At 62.0% G+C, this 20751-nt stretch carries 19 protein-coding genes; 11 read left to right on the top strand and 8 right to left on the bottom strand.

What is annotated here, in order from left to right; translation table 11 throughout:
* Window positions 1-44 precede the first annotated feature (44 nt).
* Both AC07Y9_RS14925 and AC07Y9_RS14920 read left to right on the top strand, forming a co-directional pair.
* Complete coding sequence (locus AC07Y9_RS14925) at window positions 45-317, top strand: GIY-YIG nuclease family protein (protein ID WP_102690460.1); 273 nt, start codon at window positions 45-47, stop codon at window positions 315-317.
* Between the two features lie 83 nt (window positions 318-400).
* Window positions 401-1336, top strand: coding sequence for a glutathione S-transferase family protein (locus tag AC07Y9_RS14920; RefSeq protein WP_102679303.1), 936 nt, complete (start codon window positions 401-403; stop codon window positions 1334-1336).
* Between the two features lie 80 nt (window positions 1337-1416).
* Here the strand turns inward: AC07Y9_RS14920 and AC07Y9_RS14915 are convergent, their stop codons facing one another.
* The gene (locus tag AC07Y9_RS14915; protein ID WP_007932134.1) at window positions 1417-1770 is read right to left on the bottom strand and encodes a glutaredoxin family protein; all 354 of its coding nucleotides are present in this window, start codon (window positions 1768-1770) and stop codon (window positions 1417-1419) included.
* Window positions 1770-2774, bottom strand: a complete 1005-nt coding sequence (yejK, locus tag AC07Y9_RS14910) for a nucleoid-associated protein YejK (RefSeq protein WP_007932136.1) — start codon at window positions 2772-2774, stop codon at window positions 1770-1772. The genes AC07Y9_RS14915 and yejK overlap by 1 nt, the downstream gene beginning before the upstream one ends.
* Window positions 2775-3169: 395 nt before the next feature.
* Between yejK and AC07Y9_RS14905 the strand changes: the two genes are divergently transcribed.
* Window positions 3170-3451, top strand: coding sequence for an HU family DNA-binding protein (locus tag AC07Y9_RS14905; RefSeq protein ID WP_007932138.1), 282 nt, complete (start codon window positions 3170-3172; stop codon window positions 3449-3451).
* Between the two features lie 102 nt (window positions 3452-3553).
* Here the strand turns inward: AC07Y9_RS14905 and rlmF are convergent, their stop codons facing one another.
* From rlmF to AC07Y9_RS14880, 5 genes are all read right to left on the bottom strand, one after another.
* Window positions 3554-4579, bottom strand: a complete 1026-nt coding sequence (rlmF, locus tag AC07Y9_RS14900) for a 23S rRNA (adenine(1618)-N(6))-methyltransferase RlmF (RefSeq protein ID WP_102679302.1) — start codon at window positions 4577-4579, stop codon at window positions 3554-3556.
* Between the two features lie 216 nt (window positions 4580-4795).
* Window positions 4796-7642: a valine--tRNA ligase gene (locus AC07Y9_RS14895; protein WP_102679301.1), complete on the bottom strand. Its 2847-nt coding sequence runs from the start codon at window positions 7640-7642 to the stop codon at window positions 4796-4798.
* A 124-nt stretch (window positions 7643-7766) separates the two neighbouring features.
* Window positions 7767-8237 carry a DNA polymerase III subunit chi gene (locus tag AC07Y9_RS14890; protein ID WP_087091328.1) on the bottom strand — a complete coding sequence of 157 codons (471 nt, stop codon included), beginning with the start codon at window positions 8235-8237 and terminating at the stop codon, window positions 7767-7769.
* Between the two features lie 7 nt (window positions 8238-8244).
* Window positions 8245-8673, bottom strand: a complete 429-nt coding sequence (locus tag AC07Y9_RS14885) for a DNA polymerase III subunit chi (protein WP_007932146.1) — start codon at window positions 8671-8673, stop codon at window positions 8245-8247.
* A 57-nt stretch (window positions 8674-8730) separates the two neighbouring features.
* Window positions 8731-10221, bottom strand: a complete 1491-nt coding sequence (locus AC07Y9_RS14880; protein WP_009042302.1) for a leucyl aminopeptidase — start codon at window positions 10219-10221, stop codon at window positions 8731-8733.
* Window positions 10222-10532: 311 nt separating this feature from the next.
* On the opposite strand from AC07Y9_RS14880, the gene lptF reads away from it, so the two are divergent.
* The 8 genes from lptF (at window position 10533) to pdxJ (ending at window position 19013) form a co-directional block, all read left to right on the top strand.
* Window positions 10533-11651, top strand: coding sequence for an LPS export ABC transporter permease LptF (gene lptF / locus AC07Y9_RS14875; protein ID WP_102679300.1), 1119 nt, complete (start codon window positions 10533-10535; stop codon window positions 11649-11651).
* The gene (gene lptG, locus AC07Y9_RS14870) at window positions 11644-12705 is read left to right on the top strand and encodes an LPS export ABC transporter permease LptG (RefSeq protein WP_016702720.1); all 1062 of its coding nucleotides are present in this window, start codon (window positions 11644-11646) and stop codon (window positions 12703-12705) included. Before lptF ends, lptG begins: the two co-directional genes overlap by 8 nt.
* 168 nt (window positions 12706-12873) lie before the next feature.
* The gene (gene lepA / locus AC07Y9_RS14865; RefSeq protein ID WP_007932152.1) at window positions 12874-14673 is read left to right on the top strand and encodes a translation elongation factor 4; all 1800 of its coding nucleotides are present in this window, start codon (window positions 12874-12876) and stop codon (window positions 14671-14673) included.
* 5 nt (window positions 14674-14678) lie between these two features.
* A complete protein-coding gene (lepB, locus tag AC07Y9_RS14860) occupies window positions 14679-15533 on the top strand; it encodes a signal peptidase I (protein WP_007932153.1) in 855 nt (284 codons plus the stop codon).
* A 213-nt stretch (window positions 15534-15746) separates the two neighbouring features.
* Window positions 15747-16436 (top strand): ribonuclease III, encoded by a 690-nt coding sequence (gene rnc, locus AC07Y9_RS14855; RefSeq protein WP_009042306.1) that lies wholly within the window; start codon window positions 15747-15749, stop codon window positions 16434-16436.
* Window positions 16429-17331, top strand: coding sequence for a GTPase Era (era, locus tag AC07Y9_RS14850; RefSeq protein WP_007932155.1), 903 nt, complete (start codon window positions 16429-16431; stop codon window positions 17329-17331). The genes rnc and era overlap by 8 nt, the downstream gene beginning before the upstream one ends.
* A 121-nt stretch (window positions 17332-17452) precedes the next feature.
* Window positions 17453-18142 (top strand): DNA repair protein RecO, encoded by a 690-nt coding sequence (recO, locus tag AC07Y9_RS14845; protein WP_102679299.1) that lies wholly within the window; start codon window positions 17453-17455, stop codon window positions 18140-18142.
* 127 nt (window positions 18143-18269) lie between these two features.
* Window positions 18270-19013 (top strand): pyridoxine 5'-phosphate synthase, encoded by a 744-nt coding sequence (gene pdxJ / locus AC07Y9_RS14840; protein ID WP_007932164.1) that lies wholly within the window; start codon window positions 18270-18272, stop codon window positions 19011-19013.
* Between the two features lie 118 nt (window positions 19014-19131).
* Here pdxJ and mltF read toward each other — a convergent pair whose 3' ends face one another.
* Window positions 19132-20592 carry a membrane-bound lytic murein transglycosylase MltF gene (gene mltF, locus AC07Y9_RS14835; protein WP_102679298.1) on the bottom strand — a complete coding sequence of 487 codons (1461 nt, stop codon included), beginning with the start codon at window positions 20590-20592 and terminating at the stop codon, window positions 19132-19134.
* Window positions 20593-20751: the final 159 nt, after the last annotated feature.

Genomic DNA, 20751 nt, shown 5'->3' with positions numbered 1-20751 from the left:
GCCCCAGCCCATCCCCCGCCAGCGATTCCGAGCCTGTCTCTGCGGTGAGCAAACCCTGGTTTGTCTACCTGGTGCGCGCCGCCAACGGCGCCCTGTATTGCGGCATCAGCGACGACCCGATCAAGCGTTTCGCCAAGCACCAGAGCGGCAAGGGCGCGCGCTTCTTCCTCTCCAGCCCGGCCGTCGCGCTGGTCTACACCGAGGCCTGCCGCGACAAGAGTGAAGCCCTGCGCCAGGAACGGCTGATCAAGAAACTTAGGAAAAGCGCCAAGGAGTGCCTGGTGGCCTCGGCCGTCGTGGCTTATCAAACTGACTGATACGTTGCCATCAGGCAGAGCGGTGGGCTGCCAGGCGTTTGCACGCTAAGCTGGTTCTTCCTACTTATCCGGTGGACCCCAGCATGTCAGAGTTGATTCTGCATCATTACCCGACCTCGCCTTTCGCGGAAAAAGCCCGCCTGTTGCTAGGCTTCAAGGGCTTGTCCTGGCGCTCGGTGAAGATCTCGCCGGTGATGCCCAAACCCGATCTCACCGCGCTGACGGGTGGTTATCGCAAGACCCCGGTGTTGCAGGTCGGTGCCGATATCTATTGCGACACGGCGCTGATCGCCCGGCGGCTGGAGCAGGAAAAGGCCTCGCCGGCACTGTTTCCCGAAGGCCGGGAAATGGTCAGCGCGACCTTCGCGGCCTGGGCCGATTCGGTGGTGTTCCAGCATACGGTGAGCCTGGTATTCCAGCCTGAGTCGGCGGCCGTGCGTTTCGGCCATTTGCCGCCGGAAGCGGTCAAGGCCTTCATGACCGACCGCGCCGGGCTGTTCAGCGGCGGCAGTTCTACCCGTGTGCCGCTGGAGTTGGCCAAGCATCAATGGCCGACGCTCATGGCGCGCCTGGAGCAGCAGTTGCAGCGTGAGGAGGGCGACTTCCTGTTCGGTGAGCCGTCGATTGCCGACTTTGCCATGGCCCACCCCCTGTGGTTCCTCAAGGGCACGCCGGTGACTGCGCCGCTGGTGGACGCCTATCCGGCGGTGGCGGCATGGCTGGCCCGGGTACTGGGGTTCGGTCATGGTGCTTCGAGTGCCATGACTTCCGAAGAGGCGCTGGAAGTGGCGCGCAGGGCTACACCGGCAGCCTTGCCGGATGAAGCCTTCATAGACCCGAACGGTTTCCAGGCTGGCCAGCAGGTGCGGATCGCGGCGACCGACTATGGCGTCGATCCGGTGGAGGGGGAGTTGCTGTTTGCCGGGCGCGAGGAGCTGATCCTGCGCCGCGAAGACCCGCGCGGCGGATTGGTGCATGTGCACTTCCCGCGTTTCGGGTTCCGTATCGAGGCGCTATAAGGCGGCAGGTCTATCGCAAGCAAGCTCGTTCCGACAGAGGTTGTTCGGCCCTTGTAGGAGCGAGCTTGCTCGCGATGCGTTTAGCGTTGCAACGCCGCCATGATCCCGTCGGGGTCATAGGTACGGATCAAGGTGCCATTGACGTCCAGGATCGGAATTCCGGCGCCGCCGAGCTCGGTATAGGCCTTGCGCGCCTCGGCATCCTTCTCGATATCGAACTCGCGAAAGGCAATGCCCTTCTGATCGAGAAAGCGCCGGGTGGCCTTGCAGTAGCCACACCAGTCGGTGGCGTAGAGCACCACCCGGGCATTGGCCCGGACCTGCTCCGAGGCGGCCTGCGAGGGGTTGAACAGGTGCTCGATCTTGCCCCAGTTCTGGTACGCCACGACCACCAGCAGGATCAGCAGGAATTTCTTCAGCACGCCCTGCAGCATCAGTTGCGGCGCTTGAGCTGATCGGTCAGTTGGGTCGGCAGGCCCTTGATGATCAGGGTCCCGGCTTCTTCGTCATACTCGATCTTCGAGCCCAGCAGGTGCGCCTCGAAGCTGATGGACAGGCCTTCGGCGCGGCCGGTGAAGCGGCGGAACTGGTTGAGGGTGCGTTTATCCGCCGGGATTTCCGGCGACAGGCCGTAGTCCTTGTTGCGGATGTGATCGTAGAACGCCTTGGGGCGGTCCTCGTCGATCAGCTCCGAGAGTTCTTCCAGGCCCACGGGTTCGCCGAGCTTGGCCTGGCTGCTGGCGTAGTCCACCAGGGCCTTGGTCTTTTCCCGGGCGGACTCTTCCGGCAGGTCTTCGCTTTCGACGAAGTCGCTGAACGCCTTGAGCAGGGTACGGGTCTCACCCGGGCCGTCGACGCCTTCCTGGCAGCCGATGAAGTCGCGGAAGTACTCCGAGACTTTCTTGCCGTTCTTGCCCTTGATGAACGAGATGTACTGTTTCGACTGTTTGTTGTTCTGCCACTCGGAGACGTTGATCCGCGCGGCCAGGTGCAGTTGGCCCAGATCCAGGTGGCGCGACGGGGTCACGTCCAGCTCGTCGGTCACCGCCACGCCTTCGCTGTGGTGCAGCAGGGCGATGGCCAGGTAGTCGGTCATGCCTTGCTGGTAGTGGGCGAACAGCACGTGGCCGCCGACCGACAGGTTGGATTCTTCCATCAGCTTTTGCAGGTGCTCGACCGCGACGCGGCTGAAGGCGGTGAAGTCCTGGCCGCCATCGAGGTATTCCTTCAGCCAGCCGCTGAAGGGAAACGCGCCGGACTCCGGGTGGAACAGACCCCAGGCTTTGCCCTGTTTGGCGTTATAGCTTTCGTTGAGATCGGCGAGCATGTTCTCGATGGCCGCGGATTCAGCCAGTTCGGAATCACGGGCGTGCAGAACTGCGGGTGTGCCGTCGGGTTTTTTGTCGATCAGGTGGACGATGCAATGGCGGATCGGCATGGGCTTCTCGGCTGGTTGGCGGGAGAGGGCGTGACTCCCCGAAAAAGTGCCCAGTGTACCGCACCCGCTGGTTTTGGCGCTGTTTGACGGGTGTGGAAGGCGGCCTGGGTCAAGCTTATGCATTTTTTTACGGATTTAGAGCAATAAAGCTGACCAAATGGCTAGGTAGAGGCGGATATTTCCCCGTCTCTGTGCTAGTTTTGCCCCGTCTTACGCGATGTCTCGGCGTTAAGCGTGCATTCAGCATTTGTCAGGTCGAACCAAACCCTGATTTCGGTATCTATAACCCCGATCTTTCGTGGTTGTGACCGGGGTGCCAGATCCACAAGATCTGGCTCGATGGCTGACACTGCACTCTGCAATCCAAATGAATTTGATAGGGAAGGAACACCACAATGGCTATTACTAAAGACCAACTGATCGCTGATATCGCTGAAGCTATCGACGCGCCGAAAACCACCGCGCGTAACGCTCTGGACCAACTGGCCCAGATCGTTGCTGATCAATTGGAAAATGGCGGCGAAATCACTCTGCCAGGTATCGGCAAACTGAAAGTGACCGAGCGTCCTGCCCGTACTGGCCGTAACCCATCGACTGGCGCTGCCATCGAAATCGCTGCCAAGAAAGTTATCAAGCTGGTTGTGGCTAAAGGCCTGACCGACTCGATCAACAAGTAAGACTGCAGTAAGACCGTGCCTCGGAACGCTTCCGGGCACGGTTTTCAGGCTTTAAGGCCGCAACGATTTACGCAAGGTAAATCGCCGTTTTGCCCCTCGTATCTATCCCATCCGAACCCAACGCTCCTGGCGCCAGGCCTGTTGCTGTGCCTTGTCCTTGAAGGTCCAGGCGACGAAGCGGCTCTGTTTCTGTCCCTGTGACATTTCCACCACCTGACTCTCCAGTGCTCCAGCTTTTTTCAGCGCGGCCTGAATCGCCGGCAGGTTCGAGGCTTTCGACACCAGGGTGCTGAACCACAACACCTGTTGCGCCACCTGGGCGCTTTCGCCGATCAACTGGGTCACGAAGCGCGCTTCGCCACCTTCGCACCACAACTCCGCCGCCTGGCCGCCAAAGTTCAGTACCGGCAGCTTGCGCTTGGGATCTGCCTTGCCCAGCGCTCGCCATTTGCGCTGGCTGCCGCGCGTGGCTTCTTCCAGGGAGGCATGGAAGGGCGGGTTGCACAGGGTCAGGTCGAAGCGTTCGTCGCTTTCCAGCAGCCCCAGCAGGATCTGCTTGCGGTTGCTCTGCTGGCGCAGGCCGATGGCCTTGGTCAGGCCGTTGGCCTGGACGATCGCCTTGGCGGCGGCGAGAGCGGTGGTGTCGATGTCGGAACCGAGGAACTGCCAGCGGTAATCGCAGTGGCCGATCAGCGGGTAGATGCAGTTGGCGCCGACCCCGATGTCCAGCACCCGCACCGCCGCGCCGCGGGGAATTACGCCTTCGTTACGCTCGGCCAGCAGGTCGGCCAGGAAATGCACATAGTCGGCACGACCGGGGACTGGAGGGCAGAGGAAGTCGGCCGGAATATCCCAATGGGCGATGCCGTAGAACGCCTTGAGCAATGCCCGGTTGAACACCCGCACCGCCGCCGGGTTGGCGAAGTCGATGCTCTCCTTGCCATAGGGATTGATGATCACGAAAGCCCCCAGCTCCGGGGTGCTCTTGATCAACTGGGGAAAGTCATAGCGGCCTTGATGGCGATTGCGCGGGTGCAGGCTGGCCTTTTCCCGTGGCACGACGGCCTTGGCCGGAGCTGCAGGTTGAGGCTTGGTGCGCGAAGCTTTGGGAGGGCGGGGGGCAGTCATGGGCGAAGTCGGTTCGGGTATGGCTCAAAGTGGCGCGCATTGTCCCATATCTGCCCGGGCGACGTAGCCTCTGTAGGAGCCGCCGAGGATAACGCGGTGTGCCAGGAATAACGCTTCGCGGGCAAGCCTCGCTCCTACAGAGGCATAAGCTTTTCGGCCGGGTACAAAAAAGGGAGCCCCTTTGCAGGGCTCCCTTTTTTACCGCTCGGATCGCCGTTACAGGCTGGAAATCCGCGCGTGCTGCTCGGCCAGCTTGCCCAGGGCCTGTTCGGCCTCGGCCAGTTTGGCGCGTTCCTTGTCGATGACTTCGGCCGGGGCCTTGTCGACGAAGGCGGCGTTGGACAGCTTGCCGCCGACCCGCTGGACCTCGCCTTGCAGACGCTGGATTTCCTTGTCCAGGCGCGCCAGTTCGGCACCCTTGTCGATCAGCCCGGCCATCGGCACCAGCACTTCCATCTCGCCGACCAGGGCGGTGGCGGACAGCGGTGCTTCGTCGCCGGCCTTCAGCACGGTGATCGATTCGAGTTTGGCCAGCTTCTTCAGCAGGGTCTCGTTTTCGCTCAGGCGACGCTGGTCTTCGGCGTTGACGTTCTTCAGGAACAACGCCAGTGGCTTGCCCGGGCCGATGTTCATTTCGGCACGGATGTTACGGGTGCCGAGCATCAGGCCCTTGAGCCATTCGATGTCGTCTTCGGCGGCCTGGTCGATGCGTGCTTCATTGGCCACCGGCCAAGGCTGCAGCATGATGGTCTTGCCTTCGGCCCCGGCCAGCGGCGCCAGGCGCTGCCAGATTTCTTCGGTGATGAACGGCATGAACGGGTGGGCCAGGCGCAGCGCCACTTCCAGTACGCGCACCAGGGTGCGGCGGGTGCCGCGCTGGCGCTCGACCGGCGCGTTTTCGTCCCACAGTACCGGCTTGGACAATTCCAGGTACCAGTCGCAGTACTGGTTCCAGATGAACTCGTACAGCGCCTGGGCCGCCAGGTCGAAGCGGAACTGGTCCAGCTGGCGGGTCACTTCGGCTTCGGTGCGCTGCAGTTGGGAGATGATCCAGCGATCGGCCAGCGACAGCTCGTAGGCTTCGCCGTTCTGACCGCAGTCTTCGCCCTTGTCCAGCACGTAGCGCGCGGCGTTCCAGATCTTGTTGCAGAAGTTGCGATAGCCTTCGACGCGGCCCATGTCGAACTTGATGTCGCGGCCGGTGGACGCCAGCGAACAGAAGGTGAAGCGCAGGGCGTCGGTGCCGTAGCTGGCGATGCCGTCGGCGAACTCCTGGCGGGTCTGCTTCTCGATCTTCTTCGCCAGTTGCGGCTGCATCATGCCGGTGGTGCGTTTCTGCACCAGGGCTTCGAGCTCGATGCCGTCGATGATGTCCAGCGGGTCAAGGACGTTGCCCTTGGACTTGGACATCTTCTGGCCCTGGCCGTCGCGAACTAGGCCGTGTACGTACACGGTCTTGAACGGAACCTGCGGCGTGCCGTCTTCGTTCTTCACCAGGTGCATGGTGAGCATGATCATCCGGGCGACCCAGAAGAAAATGATGTCGAAACCGGTCACCAGCACGTCGGTCGGGTGGAAAGTCTTGAGGAAATCGGTCTGCTCCGGCCAGCCCAGGGTGGAGAAGGTCCACAGGCCCGAACTGAACCAGGTGTCGAGGACGTCGTTGTCCTGTTGCAGTGCAACCTCAGGCCCGAGGTTGTGCTTGGCGCGCACCTCGGCTTCGTCGCGGCCTACATAGACCTTGCCCGACTCGTCGTACCAGGCCGGAATGCGGTGACCCCACCACAGCTGGCGGCTGATGCACCAGTCCTGGATGTCGCGCATCCAGGAGAAGTACATGTTTTCGTACTGTTTTGGCACGAAGGCGATGCGGCCGTCTTCCACGGCGGCAATGGCCGGCTCGGCCAGGGGCTTGGTGGAGACGTACCACTGGTCGGTCAGCCACGGCTCGATGATGGTGCCGGAGCGGTCGCCTTTCGGCACTTTCAGGGCGTGGTCGTCGACGCTGACCAGCAGGCCGGCGGTGTCGAACGCAGCGACGATTTCCTTGCGCGCCTGGAAGCGGTTGAGACCGGCGAACTCGGCCGGGATCTTGCCGTCGATGCTTTCGTTCAGTGTGCCGTCCAGGTTGAACACCTGTGCGGCCGGCAGCACTTCGGCGTTCTTGTCGAAGATGTTCAGCAGCGGCAGGTTGTGGCGCTTGCCGACTTCATAGTCGTTGAAGTCGTGGGCCGGGGTGATCTTCACGCAGCCGGTGCCGAATTCAGGGTCGCAGTAGTCGTCGCCGATGATCGGGATGCGACGACCCACCAGCGGCAGCTCGACGAATTTGCCGATCAGCGCCTTGTAGCGTTCATCGTTCGGGTTAACGGCCACGGCAGAGTCGCCGAGCATGGTTTCCGGACGGGTGGTGGCAACGATCAGGTAGTCCAGGCCTTCAGCGGTCTTGGCGCCGTCGGCCAGCGGGTAGCGCAGGTTCCACAGCGAGCCTTTCTCGTCGTGGTTTTCCACTTCGAGGTCGGAGATCGCGGTGTGCAGCTTGGTGTCCCAGTTGACCAGACGCTTGCCGCGGTAGATCAGGCCGTCTTCGTGCAGGCGCACGAAGGCTTCTTTAACGGCTTCGGAAAGACCGTCGTCCATGGTGAAGCGCTCGCGGCTCCAGTCGACGGACGAGCCCAGGCGGCGGATCTGACGGCTGATGTTGCCGCCGGACTGATCCTTCCACTCCCAGACTTTCTCGAGGAATTTTTCCCGGCCCAGATCGTGGCGATTCTGGCCCTGGGCTTCGATCTGACGCTCCACCAGCATCTGGGTGGCGATACCGGCGTGGTCGGTACCCGGCTGCCACAGGGTGTTGCGGCCCTGCATGCGGCGGAAGCGGATCAAGGCATCCATGATCGCGTTGTTGAAGCCATGGCCCATGTGCAGGCTGCCAGTGACGTTCGGTGGCGGAATCATGATGGTGTACGAGTCGCCCGCGCCTTGCGGGGCGAAGTAATTCTCTGACTCCCAGGTCTGGTACCAGGAAGTTTCAATGGCGTGCGGCTGGTAGGTCTTATCCATGCGCGGCGGGACCCTATTGGCATTTATTCAGGAAAAGCCGGGAAGTATAGCGGAGGGGGGCAGTTGCAAGCTACAAGCCGCAAGCTGCAAGAGGTGGGCGTCCTTCCTGGCTTTTACTTGCCGCTTATAGCTTGCCGCTTGAAGCTGCGGCGAGCAGCCGTTCCAGCCGCGCATCGAGGCGGCGCTTGATCTCGGTTTCGATGTGCGGGGCGAAGTCGTCGATCACGTCTTGCATGATCAGTTGCGCGGCGGCGCGCAGTTCGCTGTCCAGGTGCAGCAGGGCGTCCTGGCTCTTGGGTGCTGGCGCGGGTTTCGGTGTCGGTGCCGGTGTATGGGCTGGCGCGGCAACTACGGGGGCAGGTTGCAGTTCGACCACCGGAGCGGAAGCCGGTTGTGGTTCTGCCGGCGCCTGTTCGTGGGTTTCGACGGCAGGCTTGCCGCCGACCATGTCGAACAGCAGCGGAATCTGCACTTCGCCGTCGACGGTCTCGGTCAGCAGCGGAGGTTGCAGGTCGTCATCGCCGAGCAGTTGGCGGATGGACTCGAGGTCATCCAGCAGGTGCGCGGACTTTTGCAGCGGTTTGGGAGTGTCCATCGATGGCTCAGAGTCGCTGTAAACGGTGATCTTGCAGAGGATAGCCCTGTTCGCGGTAGAAACGGAAACTCTCGCGAGCGGCCTGGCGGATAGTCGGGTCTTCCACCACCACTTCGGCGATGCGGGCGAAACGCTGGGCAAATGCCGGGACTTTCAGGTCCAGGTTGACCAGCAGGTCATGGTGCTCGCCGGGGTCATCGCCCAGGCCGAGAACGATCAGGCCATCCGGTTCGCTTTCGGCGGGGCCGTGGGGCACGAAGGTTTCGCCCTTGAAGCGCCACAACCGGGCATCGAGCTCATCGCGCTGGGCCGCGTCGCTGCAATGCAGGTAGATGCGGTGCCCCATGCGCCAGGCCTTGTCGGTGAGCTTGCAGGCGAAATCCAGGCGCGCCGAAGGATCCGCGCTGGGAAGGATATAGAAGTCGACTTTGGTCATTGCGGTTCCTGAACCCGGGAGTGCGCCGCGTGTGGGCGCACCCCGAGGTCATAGGTTTCAGGCTTTGGCGCGGTCCAGCAGGTACTGGGTCAGCAGAGGAACCGGACGGCCAGTGGCGCCCTTGTCCTTGCCGCCGCTGGTCCAGGCGGTACCGGCGATATCCAGGTGCGCCCAGTTGTACTGCTTGGTGAAGCGCGACAGGAAGCAGGCAGCGGTAATGGTGCCGGCTTTCGGGCCGCCGATGTTGGCGATGTCGGCGAACGGGCTGTCCAGCTGTTCCTGGTACTCGTCGAACAGCGGCAGTTGCCAGGCACGGTCGTCAGCCTGAACGCCGGCGCTCAGCAACTGGCCGATCAGTTCGTCGTTGTTGCCCAGGAGGCCCGAGGTGTGGGAACCGAGGGCGACCACGCAGGCACCGGTCAGGGTGGCGATATCGATCACCGCCTGTGGCTTGAAGCGCTCGGCGTAGGTCAGGGCATCGCACAGCACCAGGCGGCCTTCGGCGTCGGTGTTGAGGATTTCCACGGTCTGGCCGCTCATGGTGGTGACGATGTCGCCCGGACGCGAAGCGGTGCCGCTCGGCATGTTCTCGGCGCAGGCCAGGATGCACACCAGGTTGATCGGCAGCTTGAGTTCCAGCACGGCGCGCAGGGTGCCGAACACGCTGGCGGCGCCCCCCATGTCGTACTTCATTTCATCCATGCCGGCGCCAGGCTTGAGGCTGATGCCGCCGGTGTCGAAGGTGATGCCCTTGCCGACCAGGGTGTACGGCTTCTCGGACTTCTTGCCGCCGTTGTATTGCATGACGATCAGGCGCGGCGGCTGGGCGCTGCCCTGGCCCACGGCATAGAACGAGCCCATGCCCAGGTCCTTGATCTTCTTCTCGTCGAAGACTTCGACTTTCAGGGCCTTGAATTCCTTGCCCAGGGCCTTGGCCTGTTCGCCGAGGAAGGTCGGGTGGCAGATGTTCGGCGGCAGGTTGCCCAGGTTGCGGGTGAATGCCATGCCGTTGGCGATCGCCTTGGCGTGGGCCACGGCGCGCTCGACTTCGGCCTGCGCGGCCTTGATGGTCAGCAGGGTGATTTTCTTCAGGGCGCGCGGTTCGGCTTTCTGGCTCTTGAACTGGTCGAAGCTGTATTCGCCGTCCACCAGGGTTTCCGCCAGCAGGCGGGTCTTGCCGTAGCTGTCGCGGCCCTTGACCACCACTTCGTCCAGCGCCAGCACGGCATCGCTGCCGCCCAGGCCCTTGAGGGTAGTGAGGATGCCACTGACGATCTTGCGGAACGGGCGGTCGCCCAGTTCGGCGTCCTTGCCGGTACCGACCAGCAGGACACGTTCGGCCTTCAGGTTCGGCAGGGCGTGCAACAGCAGGCTCTGGCCGACCTTGCCGTCCAGGTCGCCGCGCTTGAGTACCGCGCCGATGGCGCCGCCACTGAGCTCGTCGAGTTGTTTGGCAACGCTGCCGAGCTTGCGGCCTTCGCCGACGGCGACCACCAGGGTGGCGGTCTTCAACGTTTCCGGGCTAACGCTTTTTACAACCAGTTCCATGTCCGGGTCCCTGAATTAATGGTCAAAGAGCGCAGGGCCAATGCCGTGCGCCAGGCTTGTCATGTATGCAGCTTTTATAAGGAAGAGGCGTCGGCAGCGGCCAACGACAGGGCCGCCAGTTTGAACCCGGGCGGTCGAGGCTGACAACCCTCCCATGAGTGAACTTCGCCGCTTTAGAGGCCTGCGTGAGCATGCGCAGTGACAGGCGCATGCAATCACAGGATAATGCGCCATCTTTTTCGGCGGCTCGGCTTCACGGGCCGTGTTTGCTTGTTTGGCCGCCTTAGCCTGACAACCCTGGAGTGTCTGGTTTGATCGTCTTCCGTTATCTATCCCGCGAAGTGTTGCTGACCCTGAGCGCCGTGAGCGCTGTACTGCTGGTCATCATCATGAGCGGACGTTTCGTCAAATACCTCGCGCAAGCGGCCTCGGGCGCACTGGACCCGGGTTCGCTGTTCCTGATCATGGGCTTTCGCCTGCCGGGCTTTTTGCAACTGATCCTGCCGCTGGGGTTGTTCCTCGGCATTCTCCTGGCCTACGGCCGGCTGTACCTCGAAAGCGAAATGACTGTGTTGTCGGCCACTGGCATGAGCCAGCAGCGCCTGCTGGGCATGACCATGATCCCGGCCGCGCTGGTAGCCCTGCTGGTGGCGTGGCTGAGCCTGAGCCTGGCGCCGCAGGGGGCCAATCAGTTCCAGTTGCTGCTGAACAAGCAGGACGCCATGACCGAGTTCGACACCCTGGTGCCGGGCCGCTTCCAGGCGCTCAACGACGGTACCCGGGTGACTTATACCGAACACTTGTCCGATGACCGGGCCAACCTGGGCGGCGTGTTCATCTCGGAAAAACGCCTGAGCCAGGACAAGAAGGACCAGGGCATCTCGGTGCTGGTGGCAGAGAAGGGGCACCAGGACATTCGTCCGGACGGCAATCGCTACCTGATCCTGGAAAACGGCTATCGCTACGACGGTAACCCGGGCCAGGCCGATTACCGGATCATCAAGTACGACACCTACGGCGTATTGCTGGCCAAGCCGGACGTCAGCGACGAAGTCACCGATCGCGACGCCATGCCGACTCGCGATCTGATCGGCAACCCGGACCTGCGCGCCCATGCCGAGTTGCAATGGCGTATTTCCCTGCCGCTTCTGGTGTTTGTCGTGACCTTGATGGCGGTGCCGCTGTCCCGGGTCAACCCGCGCCAGGGCCGCTTCCTCAAACTGTTGCCGGCGATTCTTCTTTATATGGCTTACCTGACCATCCTGATCGCGGCCCGTGGCTCGCTGGAAAAAGGCAAGCTGCCGCAGGCACTGGGTCTGTGGTGGGTACACGGACTGTTTCTATTGATTGGCCTCGGGTTGCTGTACTGGGAACCCTTGCGTCTGAAACTGGCGAGCCGCCGCAGCATGAAGGAGGTGGCTCGTGGTTAAGCTCGATCGCTACATCGGCAACAGTGTCCTGCTGGCCATCCTGGCGGTATTGGGGATCATTCTCGGCCTGGCGTCGCTGTTCGCCTTCATCGACGAGATGGGCAGCGTCAGTGACAACTACACCGTGATGGATGTGTTGAGTTTCGTGGTCATGACGGCGCCTCGCCGGCTCTACGAAATGCTGCCGATGGCGGCCCTGATCGGCTGCCTGATCGGCCTGGGCAGCCTGGCCAGCAACAGCGAGCTGACCATCATGCGCGCCGCTGGCGTGTCTATCGGTCGGATCGTCTGGGCGGTGATGAAGCCGATGCTGTTCCTGATGCTGGCCGGTGTGCTGATCGGCGAGTACGTCGCTCCCGCCACGGAAAGCCAGGCGCAGGCCAGTCGTGCGCTGGCCCAGGGTTCGGGCGACGCGCAAAGTTCCAAGCGCGGCCTGTGGCACCGCCAGGGTGAGGAGTTCATCCACATCAACGCCGTGCAACCCAACGGCCTGCTGTATGGCGTGACCCGTTATCACTTCGACGATCAGCGGCACATGCTGTCCTCGAGCTTCGCCCGCCAGGCCCGTTTCGAAGAGAACTACTGGCAACTGAGCGACGTCACCACCACCTATTTCCGCGAAGGCCACACCGAAGTCATCAACACCCCTCAGGAACGCTGGGACGTGGCCTTGAGCCCGCAACTGCTGAGCACTGTGGTGATGGCGCCGGAGTCCCTGTCGATCAGCGGTCTGTGGGGCTATATCCACTATCTGGCCGATCAGGGCCTGAACAACGGTCGCTACTGGCTGGCGTTCTGGGTCAAAGTGCTGCAACCGCTGGTCACCGCGGCCCTGGTATTGATGGCGATCTCGTTCATTTTTGGTCCGTTGCGTTCCGTGACGCTTGGTCAGCGGGTGTTCACCGGAGTGCTGGTGGGGTTCACCTTCCGCATTGCCCAGGACCTGCTCGGGCCGTCGAGCCTGGTATTCGGTTTCTCGCCGCTGTTCGCGGTGCTGGTTCCCGCCGGTTTCTGTGCCCTGGCCGGGTTCTGGCTGATGCGCCGGGCCGGCTGACCGGCGCCAATGACGCTACGCGCAAGAGAAACGCCCCTGTCGAAAGACCGGGGCGTTTTGCGTTTATGCACCACTGACAGGCGAACGTGACGCTTGCGTCGTCTATCAGGTACAATTCCCGGCTATTTTTCGGCGGGCTATGCCTGCAGCCTTTTTGAGTGTTGATCCGTGAGTGATTTGAGTCATATCCGCAATTTCTCCATCATCGCCCACATTGACCATGGCAAGTCGACTCTGGCCGATCGCTTCATCCAGATGTGCGGCGGCCTGGCCGAACGTGAAATGGAAGCCCAGGTCCTGGACTCCATGGACCTTGAGCGGGAACGCGGGATCACCATCAAGGCCCACAGCGTTACCCTCTATTACAAAGCCCGCGACGGCATCACCTACCAGCTGAACTTCATCGACACCCCTGGCCACGTGGACTTCACCTATGAAGTCAGCCGGTCGCTGGCCGCCTGTGAAGGCGCCTTGCTGGTGGTCGACGCCGGCCAGGGCGTGGAAGCGCAGTCGGTCGCCAACTGCTACACCGCCATCGAGCAGGGCCTGGAGGTCATGCCGGTGCTGAACAAGATCGACCTGCCACAGGCCGATCCGGACCGGGTCAAGGAAGAGATCGAGAAGATCATCGGTATCGATGCCACCGACGCCGTGACCTGCAGCGCCAAGACCGGCCTGGGTGTCGACGAGGTGCTGGAGCGCCTGGTCACCACCATTCCCGCGCCGACCGGCAACATCGAGGACCCGCTGCAAGCGTTGATCATCGACTCCTGGTTCGACAACTACCTGGGCGTCGTGTCCCTGGTTCGCGTGCGCCATGGCCGCGTGAAGAAGGGCGACAAGATCCTGGTGAAATCCACCGGCAAGATCCACCTGGTGGACAGCGTCGGTGTATTCAACCCGAAACACACCGCCACCACCGACCTGAAGGCCGGTGAAGTAGGCTTCATCATCGCCGGTATCAAGGACATTCACGGTGCGCCGGTAGGTGACACCCTGACCCTGAGCTCGACCCCCGACGTCGAAGTGCTGCCTGGCTTCAAGCGCATTCAGCCGCAGGTCTACGCCGGCCTGTTCCCGGTCAGCTCCGATGACTTCGAAGACTTCCGCGAAGCCCTGCAAAAGCTCACGCTGAACGACTCGTCGCTGCAATACACCCCGGAAAGCTCCGACGCACTGGGCTTCGGCTTCCGTTGTGGCTTCCTCGGCATGCTGCACATGGAAATCATCCAGGAGCGCCTGGAGCGCGAGTACGACCTGGACCTGATCACCACGGCGCCGACGGTGATTTTCGAACTGCAACTGAAGAATGGTGAGACGATCTACGTCGATAACCCATCGAAGTTGCCGGATCTGTCGTCCATCGAAGACATGCGCGAGCCGATCGTGCGGGCCAATATCCTGGTGCCGCAGGAGCACCTGGGTAACGTCATTACCCTGTGTATCGAGAAGCGCGGCATACAGCACGACATGCTGTTCCTCGGCAGCCAGGTCCAGGTGACCTACGACCTGCCGATGAACGAAGTGGTCCTGGACTTCTTCGACCGCCTCAAATCCACCAGTCGTGGCTATGCTTCGCTGGATTATCATTTCGATCGCTACCAATCGGCTAATCTGGTCAAGCTGGATGTGCTGATCAACGGTGAGAAGGTCGACGCCCTGGCATTGATCGTGCACCGTGACAACGCGCACTACAAAGGGCGTGCGTTGACCGAAAAGATGAAGGAACTGATTCCTCGGCAGATGTTCGACGTGGCAATCCAGGCCGCCATTGGTGGGCAGATTGTGGCGCGGACAACCGTCAAGGCGCTCAGAAAGAACGTACTGGCCAAATGCTACGGTGGTGACGTTAGCCGTAAACGCAAGCTGTTGGAAAAGCAGAAGGCCGGTAAGAAACGCATGAAGCAAGTGGGTAACGTGGAGATTCCACAAGAAGCCTTCCTTGCTGTGCTCAGGTTGGATAGTTAGGTCCTATGTCGCTAAATTTCCCGCTGTTGCTGGTCATCGCCGTCGCCGTCTGCGGTCTGTTGGCGTTGCTCGATCTGGTCTTTCTGGCGCCGCGTCGGCGTGCCGCCATTACCAACTATCAGGGCAGCGTCAGCCAGCCGGATGGACTGGTCATCGAGAAACTGAACAAGGAGCCGATGCTGGTCGAGTACGGCAAATCGTTCTTTCCGGTGCTGTTCATCGTGCTGGTGCTGCGTTCGTTCCTTGTGGAACCGTTTCAGATTCCTTCGGGATCGATGAAACCGACCCTGGATGTGGGCGACTTCATCCTGGTGAACAAGTTTTCTTACGGGATCCGCCTGCCGGTGATCGACAAGAAAATCATCGAGGTCGGTGATCCGCAGCGCGGCGATGTGATGGTGTTCCGCTACCCGAGCGATCCGAACGTCAACTACATCAAGCGTGTGGTCGGCCTGCCGGGCGACGAAGTGCGCTACACCAGCGACAAGCGCCTGCTGGTCAACGGCCAGTCGGTCGCCGAGCAACTGGTCGGCTCCGAGCCGGGTACCCTGGGCAGCGCGGAGCTCTACAAGGAAAAACTCGGCGCCGCCGAGCACCTGATCCGCAAGGAAATGAGCCGCTACCGGGCCACCCCGGATCGTCAATGGACCGTGCCTGCCGGGCACTACTTCATGATGGGCGACAACCGCGACAACTCGAACGACAGCCGCTACTGGGATGACCCAAGCATTCCCAAGGACCTGCTGGGCATGGTTCCCGACAAGAATATCGTCGGCAAGGCCTTCGCAGTCTGGATGAGCTGGCCCGAACCGAAACTCAGCCACCTGCCGAATTTCTCGCGGGTTGGCCTGATCAAGTAATCAAACACGGCGCTGTTGAACACAGCGCCGAATGCTTTTCTGGATCTTGTAGAACACCGGCCCGCCAGGTTCGGCAGCCTCCCAGGCGTCACCAGAAGCAGCAGTCAACGATATTCAGGATGTGGATTTGAACACAGCGTTAATTGCCACAGGCACCTCGTGCCTTGTCTCCAAGGTGGTGAAAATCAACCACGAACTCAGCGTGGGTAAACCGTGAGCGTTTCTTTGAGCCGTCTCGAGCGTCAGCTCGGTTACACCTTCAAGGACCAGGAACTGATGGTCCTGGCCCTCACTCACCGCAGTTTTGCCGGGCGCAACAACGAACGCCTGGAGTTCCTCGGTGATGCCATTCTCAACTTCGTCGCCGGCGAAGCGCTGTTCGAGCGTTTTCCCCAGGCTCGCGAAGGCCAGCTGTCGCGTCTGCGCGCGCGTCTGGTGAAGGGTGAAACCCTGGCCGTACTGGCCCGTGGTTTCGATCTGGGTGAATACCTGCGCCTGGGCTCCGGTGAGTTGAAAAGCGGCGGCTTCCGTCGTGAGTCGATCCTCGCCGATGCCCTGGAAGCGCTGATTGGTGCGATCTACCTGGATGCCGGCATGGAGGTCGCGCGTGAGCGCGTGCTGTCCTGGCTGACGTCCGAGTTCGACAGCCTGACGCTGGTCGACACCAACAAGGACCCCAAGACCCGCCTGCAGGAATTCCTGCAGTCGCGTGCCTGTGAACTGCCCCGCTACGAAGTGGTGGATATCCAGGGTGAGCCCCATTGCCGGACGTTCTTCGTCGAATGTGAAATCACCCTACTGAACGAAAAAAGCCGAGGTCAGGGTGTAAGCCGTCGCATTGCCGAACAGGTAGCGGCCGCCGCAGCACTGATTGCCCTGGGCGTGGAGAATGGCCATGACTGATACAACCGCAACACGCTGTGGCTATGTCGCCATCGTCGGCCGTCCGAACGTGGGCAAGTCCACGCTGCTGAACCATATCCTGGGGCAGAAGCTGGCCATTACCTCGCGCAAGCCGCAGACCACTCGGCACAACATGCTCGGCATCAAGACCGAAGGCGCCATCCAGGCGATCTACGTCGACACCCCGGGCATGCACAAGAGCAACGAGAAGGCGCTGAACCGCTACATGAACAAGACCGCCTCGGCGGCCTTGAAAGACGTCGACGTGGTGATCTTCGTCGTTGACCGCACCAAGTGGACCGACGAAGACCAGCTGGTGCTGGAGCGTGTGCAGTACGTGCAGGGCCCGGTGATCCTGGCGATCAACAAGACCGACCGCATCGAGGACAAGGCCGAGTTGATGCCGCACCTGACCTGGTTGCAGGAGCAGTTGCCGAATGCCGAGATCGTCCCGGTATCGGCCCAGCAAGGCCACAACCTGGAAGCCCTGGAAGGCCTGATCGCCAAGCACCTGCCGGAAAACGATCACTTCTTCCCGGAAGACCAGATCACCGACCGCAGCAGCCGTTTCCTCGCCGCCGAACTGGTGCGCGAGAAGATCATGCGCCAGCTGGGTGCCGAGCTGCCGTACCAGATCACCGTGGAAATCGAAGAGTTCAAGCAGCAGGGCAAGACCCTGCATATTCATGCCTTGATCCTCGTCGAACGCGACGGCCAGAAGAAAATCATCATTGGCGACAAGGGTGAGCGCATCAAGCGCATCGGCATGGAAGCGCGCAAGGACATGGAGCTGCTGTTCGACTCCAAGGTCATGCTCAACCTGTGGGTCAAGGTCAAAGGCGGTTGGTCCGACGACGAGCGCGCCCTGCGTTCGCTGGGCTACGGCGACCTGTAATCCTGCCTCGTCGCCGGCGCCTCGTTCCTGCAACGTGCAGGGCGAGCCGCTGGCGATAAAGGTTCAACGAACCTTCCCGTGGACCTGTCACTTTCTCAAGCCTTGAGATCCCCCGACACCTATGTCCAGTAACGCTCCCATCAGCCAGCCCGCTTATGTCCTGCACAGTCGCGCCTATCGCGAGAGCAGTGCATTGGTGGACTTCCTCACGCCCCAGGGGCGGCTGCGCGCGGTGTTGCGCGGCGCGCGGGGCAAGGCCGGGACCCTGGCGCGGCCGTTCGTGCCGCTGGAAGTCGAATTTCGTGGGCGCGGCGAGCTGAAAAACGTCGGGCGCATGGAAAGCGCGGGAACCTCCACCTGGCTCAACGGCGAAGCGCTGTTCAGTGGTCTTTACCTCAACGAGCTGCTGATCCGCCTGCTGCCCGCCGAAGACCCGCATCCGGCGATCTTCGAGCACTATGCGGCAACCTTGCTGGCGTTGGCCGAGGGCAGGGCCCTTGAGCCCTTGCTGCGCGCGTTCGAATGGCGCCTGCTGGACGACCTGGGCTACGGCTTCGCCCTGGACATGGATATCCACGGCGCGCCGATTGAGGCGCAGGGCATGTACCGCCTGCAGGTGGATGCTGGTCTGGAGCAGGTTCACCTGTTGCAACCAGGCCTGTTCAACGGCACCGAGCTGCTGGCCATGGCGCAAGCCGACTGGAGCGCCCCCGGCGCGCTGGCGGCGGCCAAGCGCCTGATGCGCCAGGCCCTGGCGGTGCACCTGGGCGGTCGGCCCTTGGTCAGTCGCGAGTTGTTTCGCAAGCCCTAGTCGTCCCATTGCGCCAATACGCTCGAACCCGGCCTGGCTTGCTCGTGCGACCGAAAGCCGGCAGTTATTTTCGCCAGCGGACACTATATGCTGTGCACCGAATCTCTAACTCCTCAGGAGCGCTTCCGTGACCACCAGCAATCGCATTCTTCTTGGCGTGAATATCGACCACGTAGCCACCCTGCGTCAGGCCCGGGGCACCCGTTACCCTGATCCGGTCAAGGCGGCGCTGGACGCGGAAGAGGCGGGGGCCGACGGCATCACCGTGCACCTGCGCGAGGACCGCCGGCACATCCAGGAGCGCGACGTGCTGCTGCTCAAGGACGTGCTGCAAACCCGCATGAACTTCGAGATGGGCGTCACCGAGGAAATGATGGCGTTCGCCGAGCGCATCCGTCCGGCGCACATCTGCCTGGTTCCGGAAACCCGCCAGGAGCTGACCACCGAAGGCGGCCTGGATGTCGCCGGGCAGGAAGCGCGGATCAAGGCGGCGGTAGAGCGGCTGTCGAAGATCGGCGCCGAAGTGTCGCTGTTCATCGACGCCGATGAGCGGCAGATCGCTGCCTCTCGCCGCGTGGGCGCGCCCGCCATCGAGCTGCACACCGGGCGTTATGCCGATGCCGAAACGCCGAGCGAGGTGGCCGAGGAACTGCGGCGTGTGGCCGACGGCGTGGCTTTCGGCCTGGGCCAGGGCCTGATCGTCAATGCCGGCCACGGCCTGCATTACCACAACGTCGAGGCGGTCGCGGCGATCAAGGGCATCAACGAGTTGAACATCGGCCATGCGCTGGTGGCCCATGCGCTGTTCGTCGGCTTCAAAGGCGCAGTGGCGGAGATGAAGGCGCTGATCCTGGCGGCGGCCAAGGCCTGACGGAGACTCTGTAGCCGCTGCCGCAGGCTGCGATCGACCGGAACGGTCGTGGCGATTTTACGGTTGTCCAGGCCCTGTGGGCCTGTCGCAGCTTTCGGCAGCGGTTACGACAGAGGGTTTAAAGCGGCGGGGTTTCCTGGGTCGGCTTGGTCTTGTCCACGCCCGGCACGTGCAGGTTGCCCTCGGCCACCTGGTCGCCTTCCAGCTGCGGCTGCGTAACCCAGGTCAGGATGTCGTAGTAGCGACGGATGTTGGCGACGAAATGCACCGGCTCGCCGCCCCGGGCGTAGCCATAGCGGGTCTTGCTGTACCACTGCTTCTGCGAGAGACGCGGCAGTATCTTCTTCACGTCCAGCCACTTGTTCGGGTTCAGCCCTTCCTTTTGCGCCAGCTTGCGGGCGTCGTCCAGATGGCCGCTGCCGACGTTATAGGCGGCGAGAGCGAACCAGGTGCGGTCCGGCTCTTCGATCTTGTCGTCCAGCTGATCCTTCATGTACGCCAGGTACTTGGCGCCGCCCTGGATGCTTTGCTTGGCGTCCAGGCGGTTGGACACGCCCATGGCCTGGGCGGTGTTCTGGGTCAGCATCATCAGGCCGCGCACGCCGGTCTTGGAGGTGACGCTCGGTTGCCACAAGGATTCCTGGTAACCGATGGCCGCCAGCAGGCGCCAGTCGACCTTTTCTTCCTTGGCCGAGGCCTTGAAGTGCTTCTCGTATTTGGGCAGGCGCTGTTGCAGGTGCTGGGCAAAGGTGTAGGCGCCGACATAACCCAGGACGTCCACATGCCCGTAATAACGGTCCTTCAGGCGCTGCAGGGTGCCGTTCTTCTGCACCTTGTCGAGGAAGGCGTTGATTTCGTTGAGCAGGCTGTTGTCTTCGCCGGCGGCCACGGCCCAGCTCTGGTTGCTGGCATCGCCAAGGTCGAAGGCCACGCGGATATTGGCGAAATACACCTGGTTCATCGCCACTTCGTTGGAATCCACCAGGGTCAGGTCGATCTGCCCCTCGTCGACCATGCGCAGCAGGTCGACCACTTCGACCTCGTCGGACTCTTCGTATTGAATGCCGGGGTATTTCAGCTTGAGTGCGGCCAGTTGTTCGGCGTGGGTGCTGCCCTTGAGCACCATGATCTTCTTGCCGACCAGATCGCCCGCATCGGTGGGGCGGGACTGGCCGTTGCGGTAGATGATCTGCGGGGTGACTTCCAGATAGGTGTGGGAAAACCGGACTTGCTGCTTGCGTTTCTCGCTGCTGACCAGACCGGCAGCAGCCAGCACCGGGCCGTTAGGTTTACCCAGCTGGTCGAAGAGGTCGTCGAGGTTGTCCGCGGTTTCGATCTTCAGCGTCACCCCCAGGTCATCGGCGAAACGTTTCACCAGCTCGTATTCGAAGCCGGTTTCACCGTTGCGATCCTGAAAGTAGGTGGCCGGGCTGTTACGGGTGACCACCCGCAGCACGCCATCCTCCTTTACTCGCTCGAGCGTGCTGGGTTTCTCAACGCAGGCACTGAGCATCAGGAAGAGTCCGGTTGCGATGAGCCATCGGGCACAGCGCGGACGTAAAGCCATAGGGGAAAACATCTGCGCAGTATACGCAAAGGACAACAACCGCCATATCTCGACAGCGAAGGGCTTGTCTGCTAGAGGTTCCAGCCCCCGGCCAGAGCCCTCGGGAATGGGCCTTCGGGGCCTGTGGAGAGGGGTGAAATAACCCTGCTGAATGGTCCTGACGAGCCTTTG

The sequence above is a fragment of the Pseudomonas sp. GW456-L12 genome, assembly GCF_059424045.1.
The sequence above is the reverse complement of the archived record's forward strand: the minus strand, read 5'-3'. Positions and strand labels throughout refer to the sequence as shown.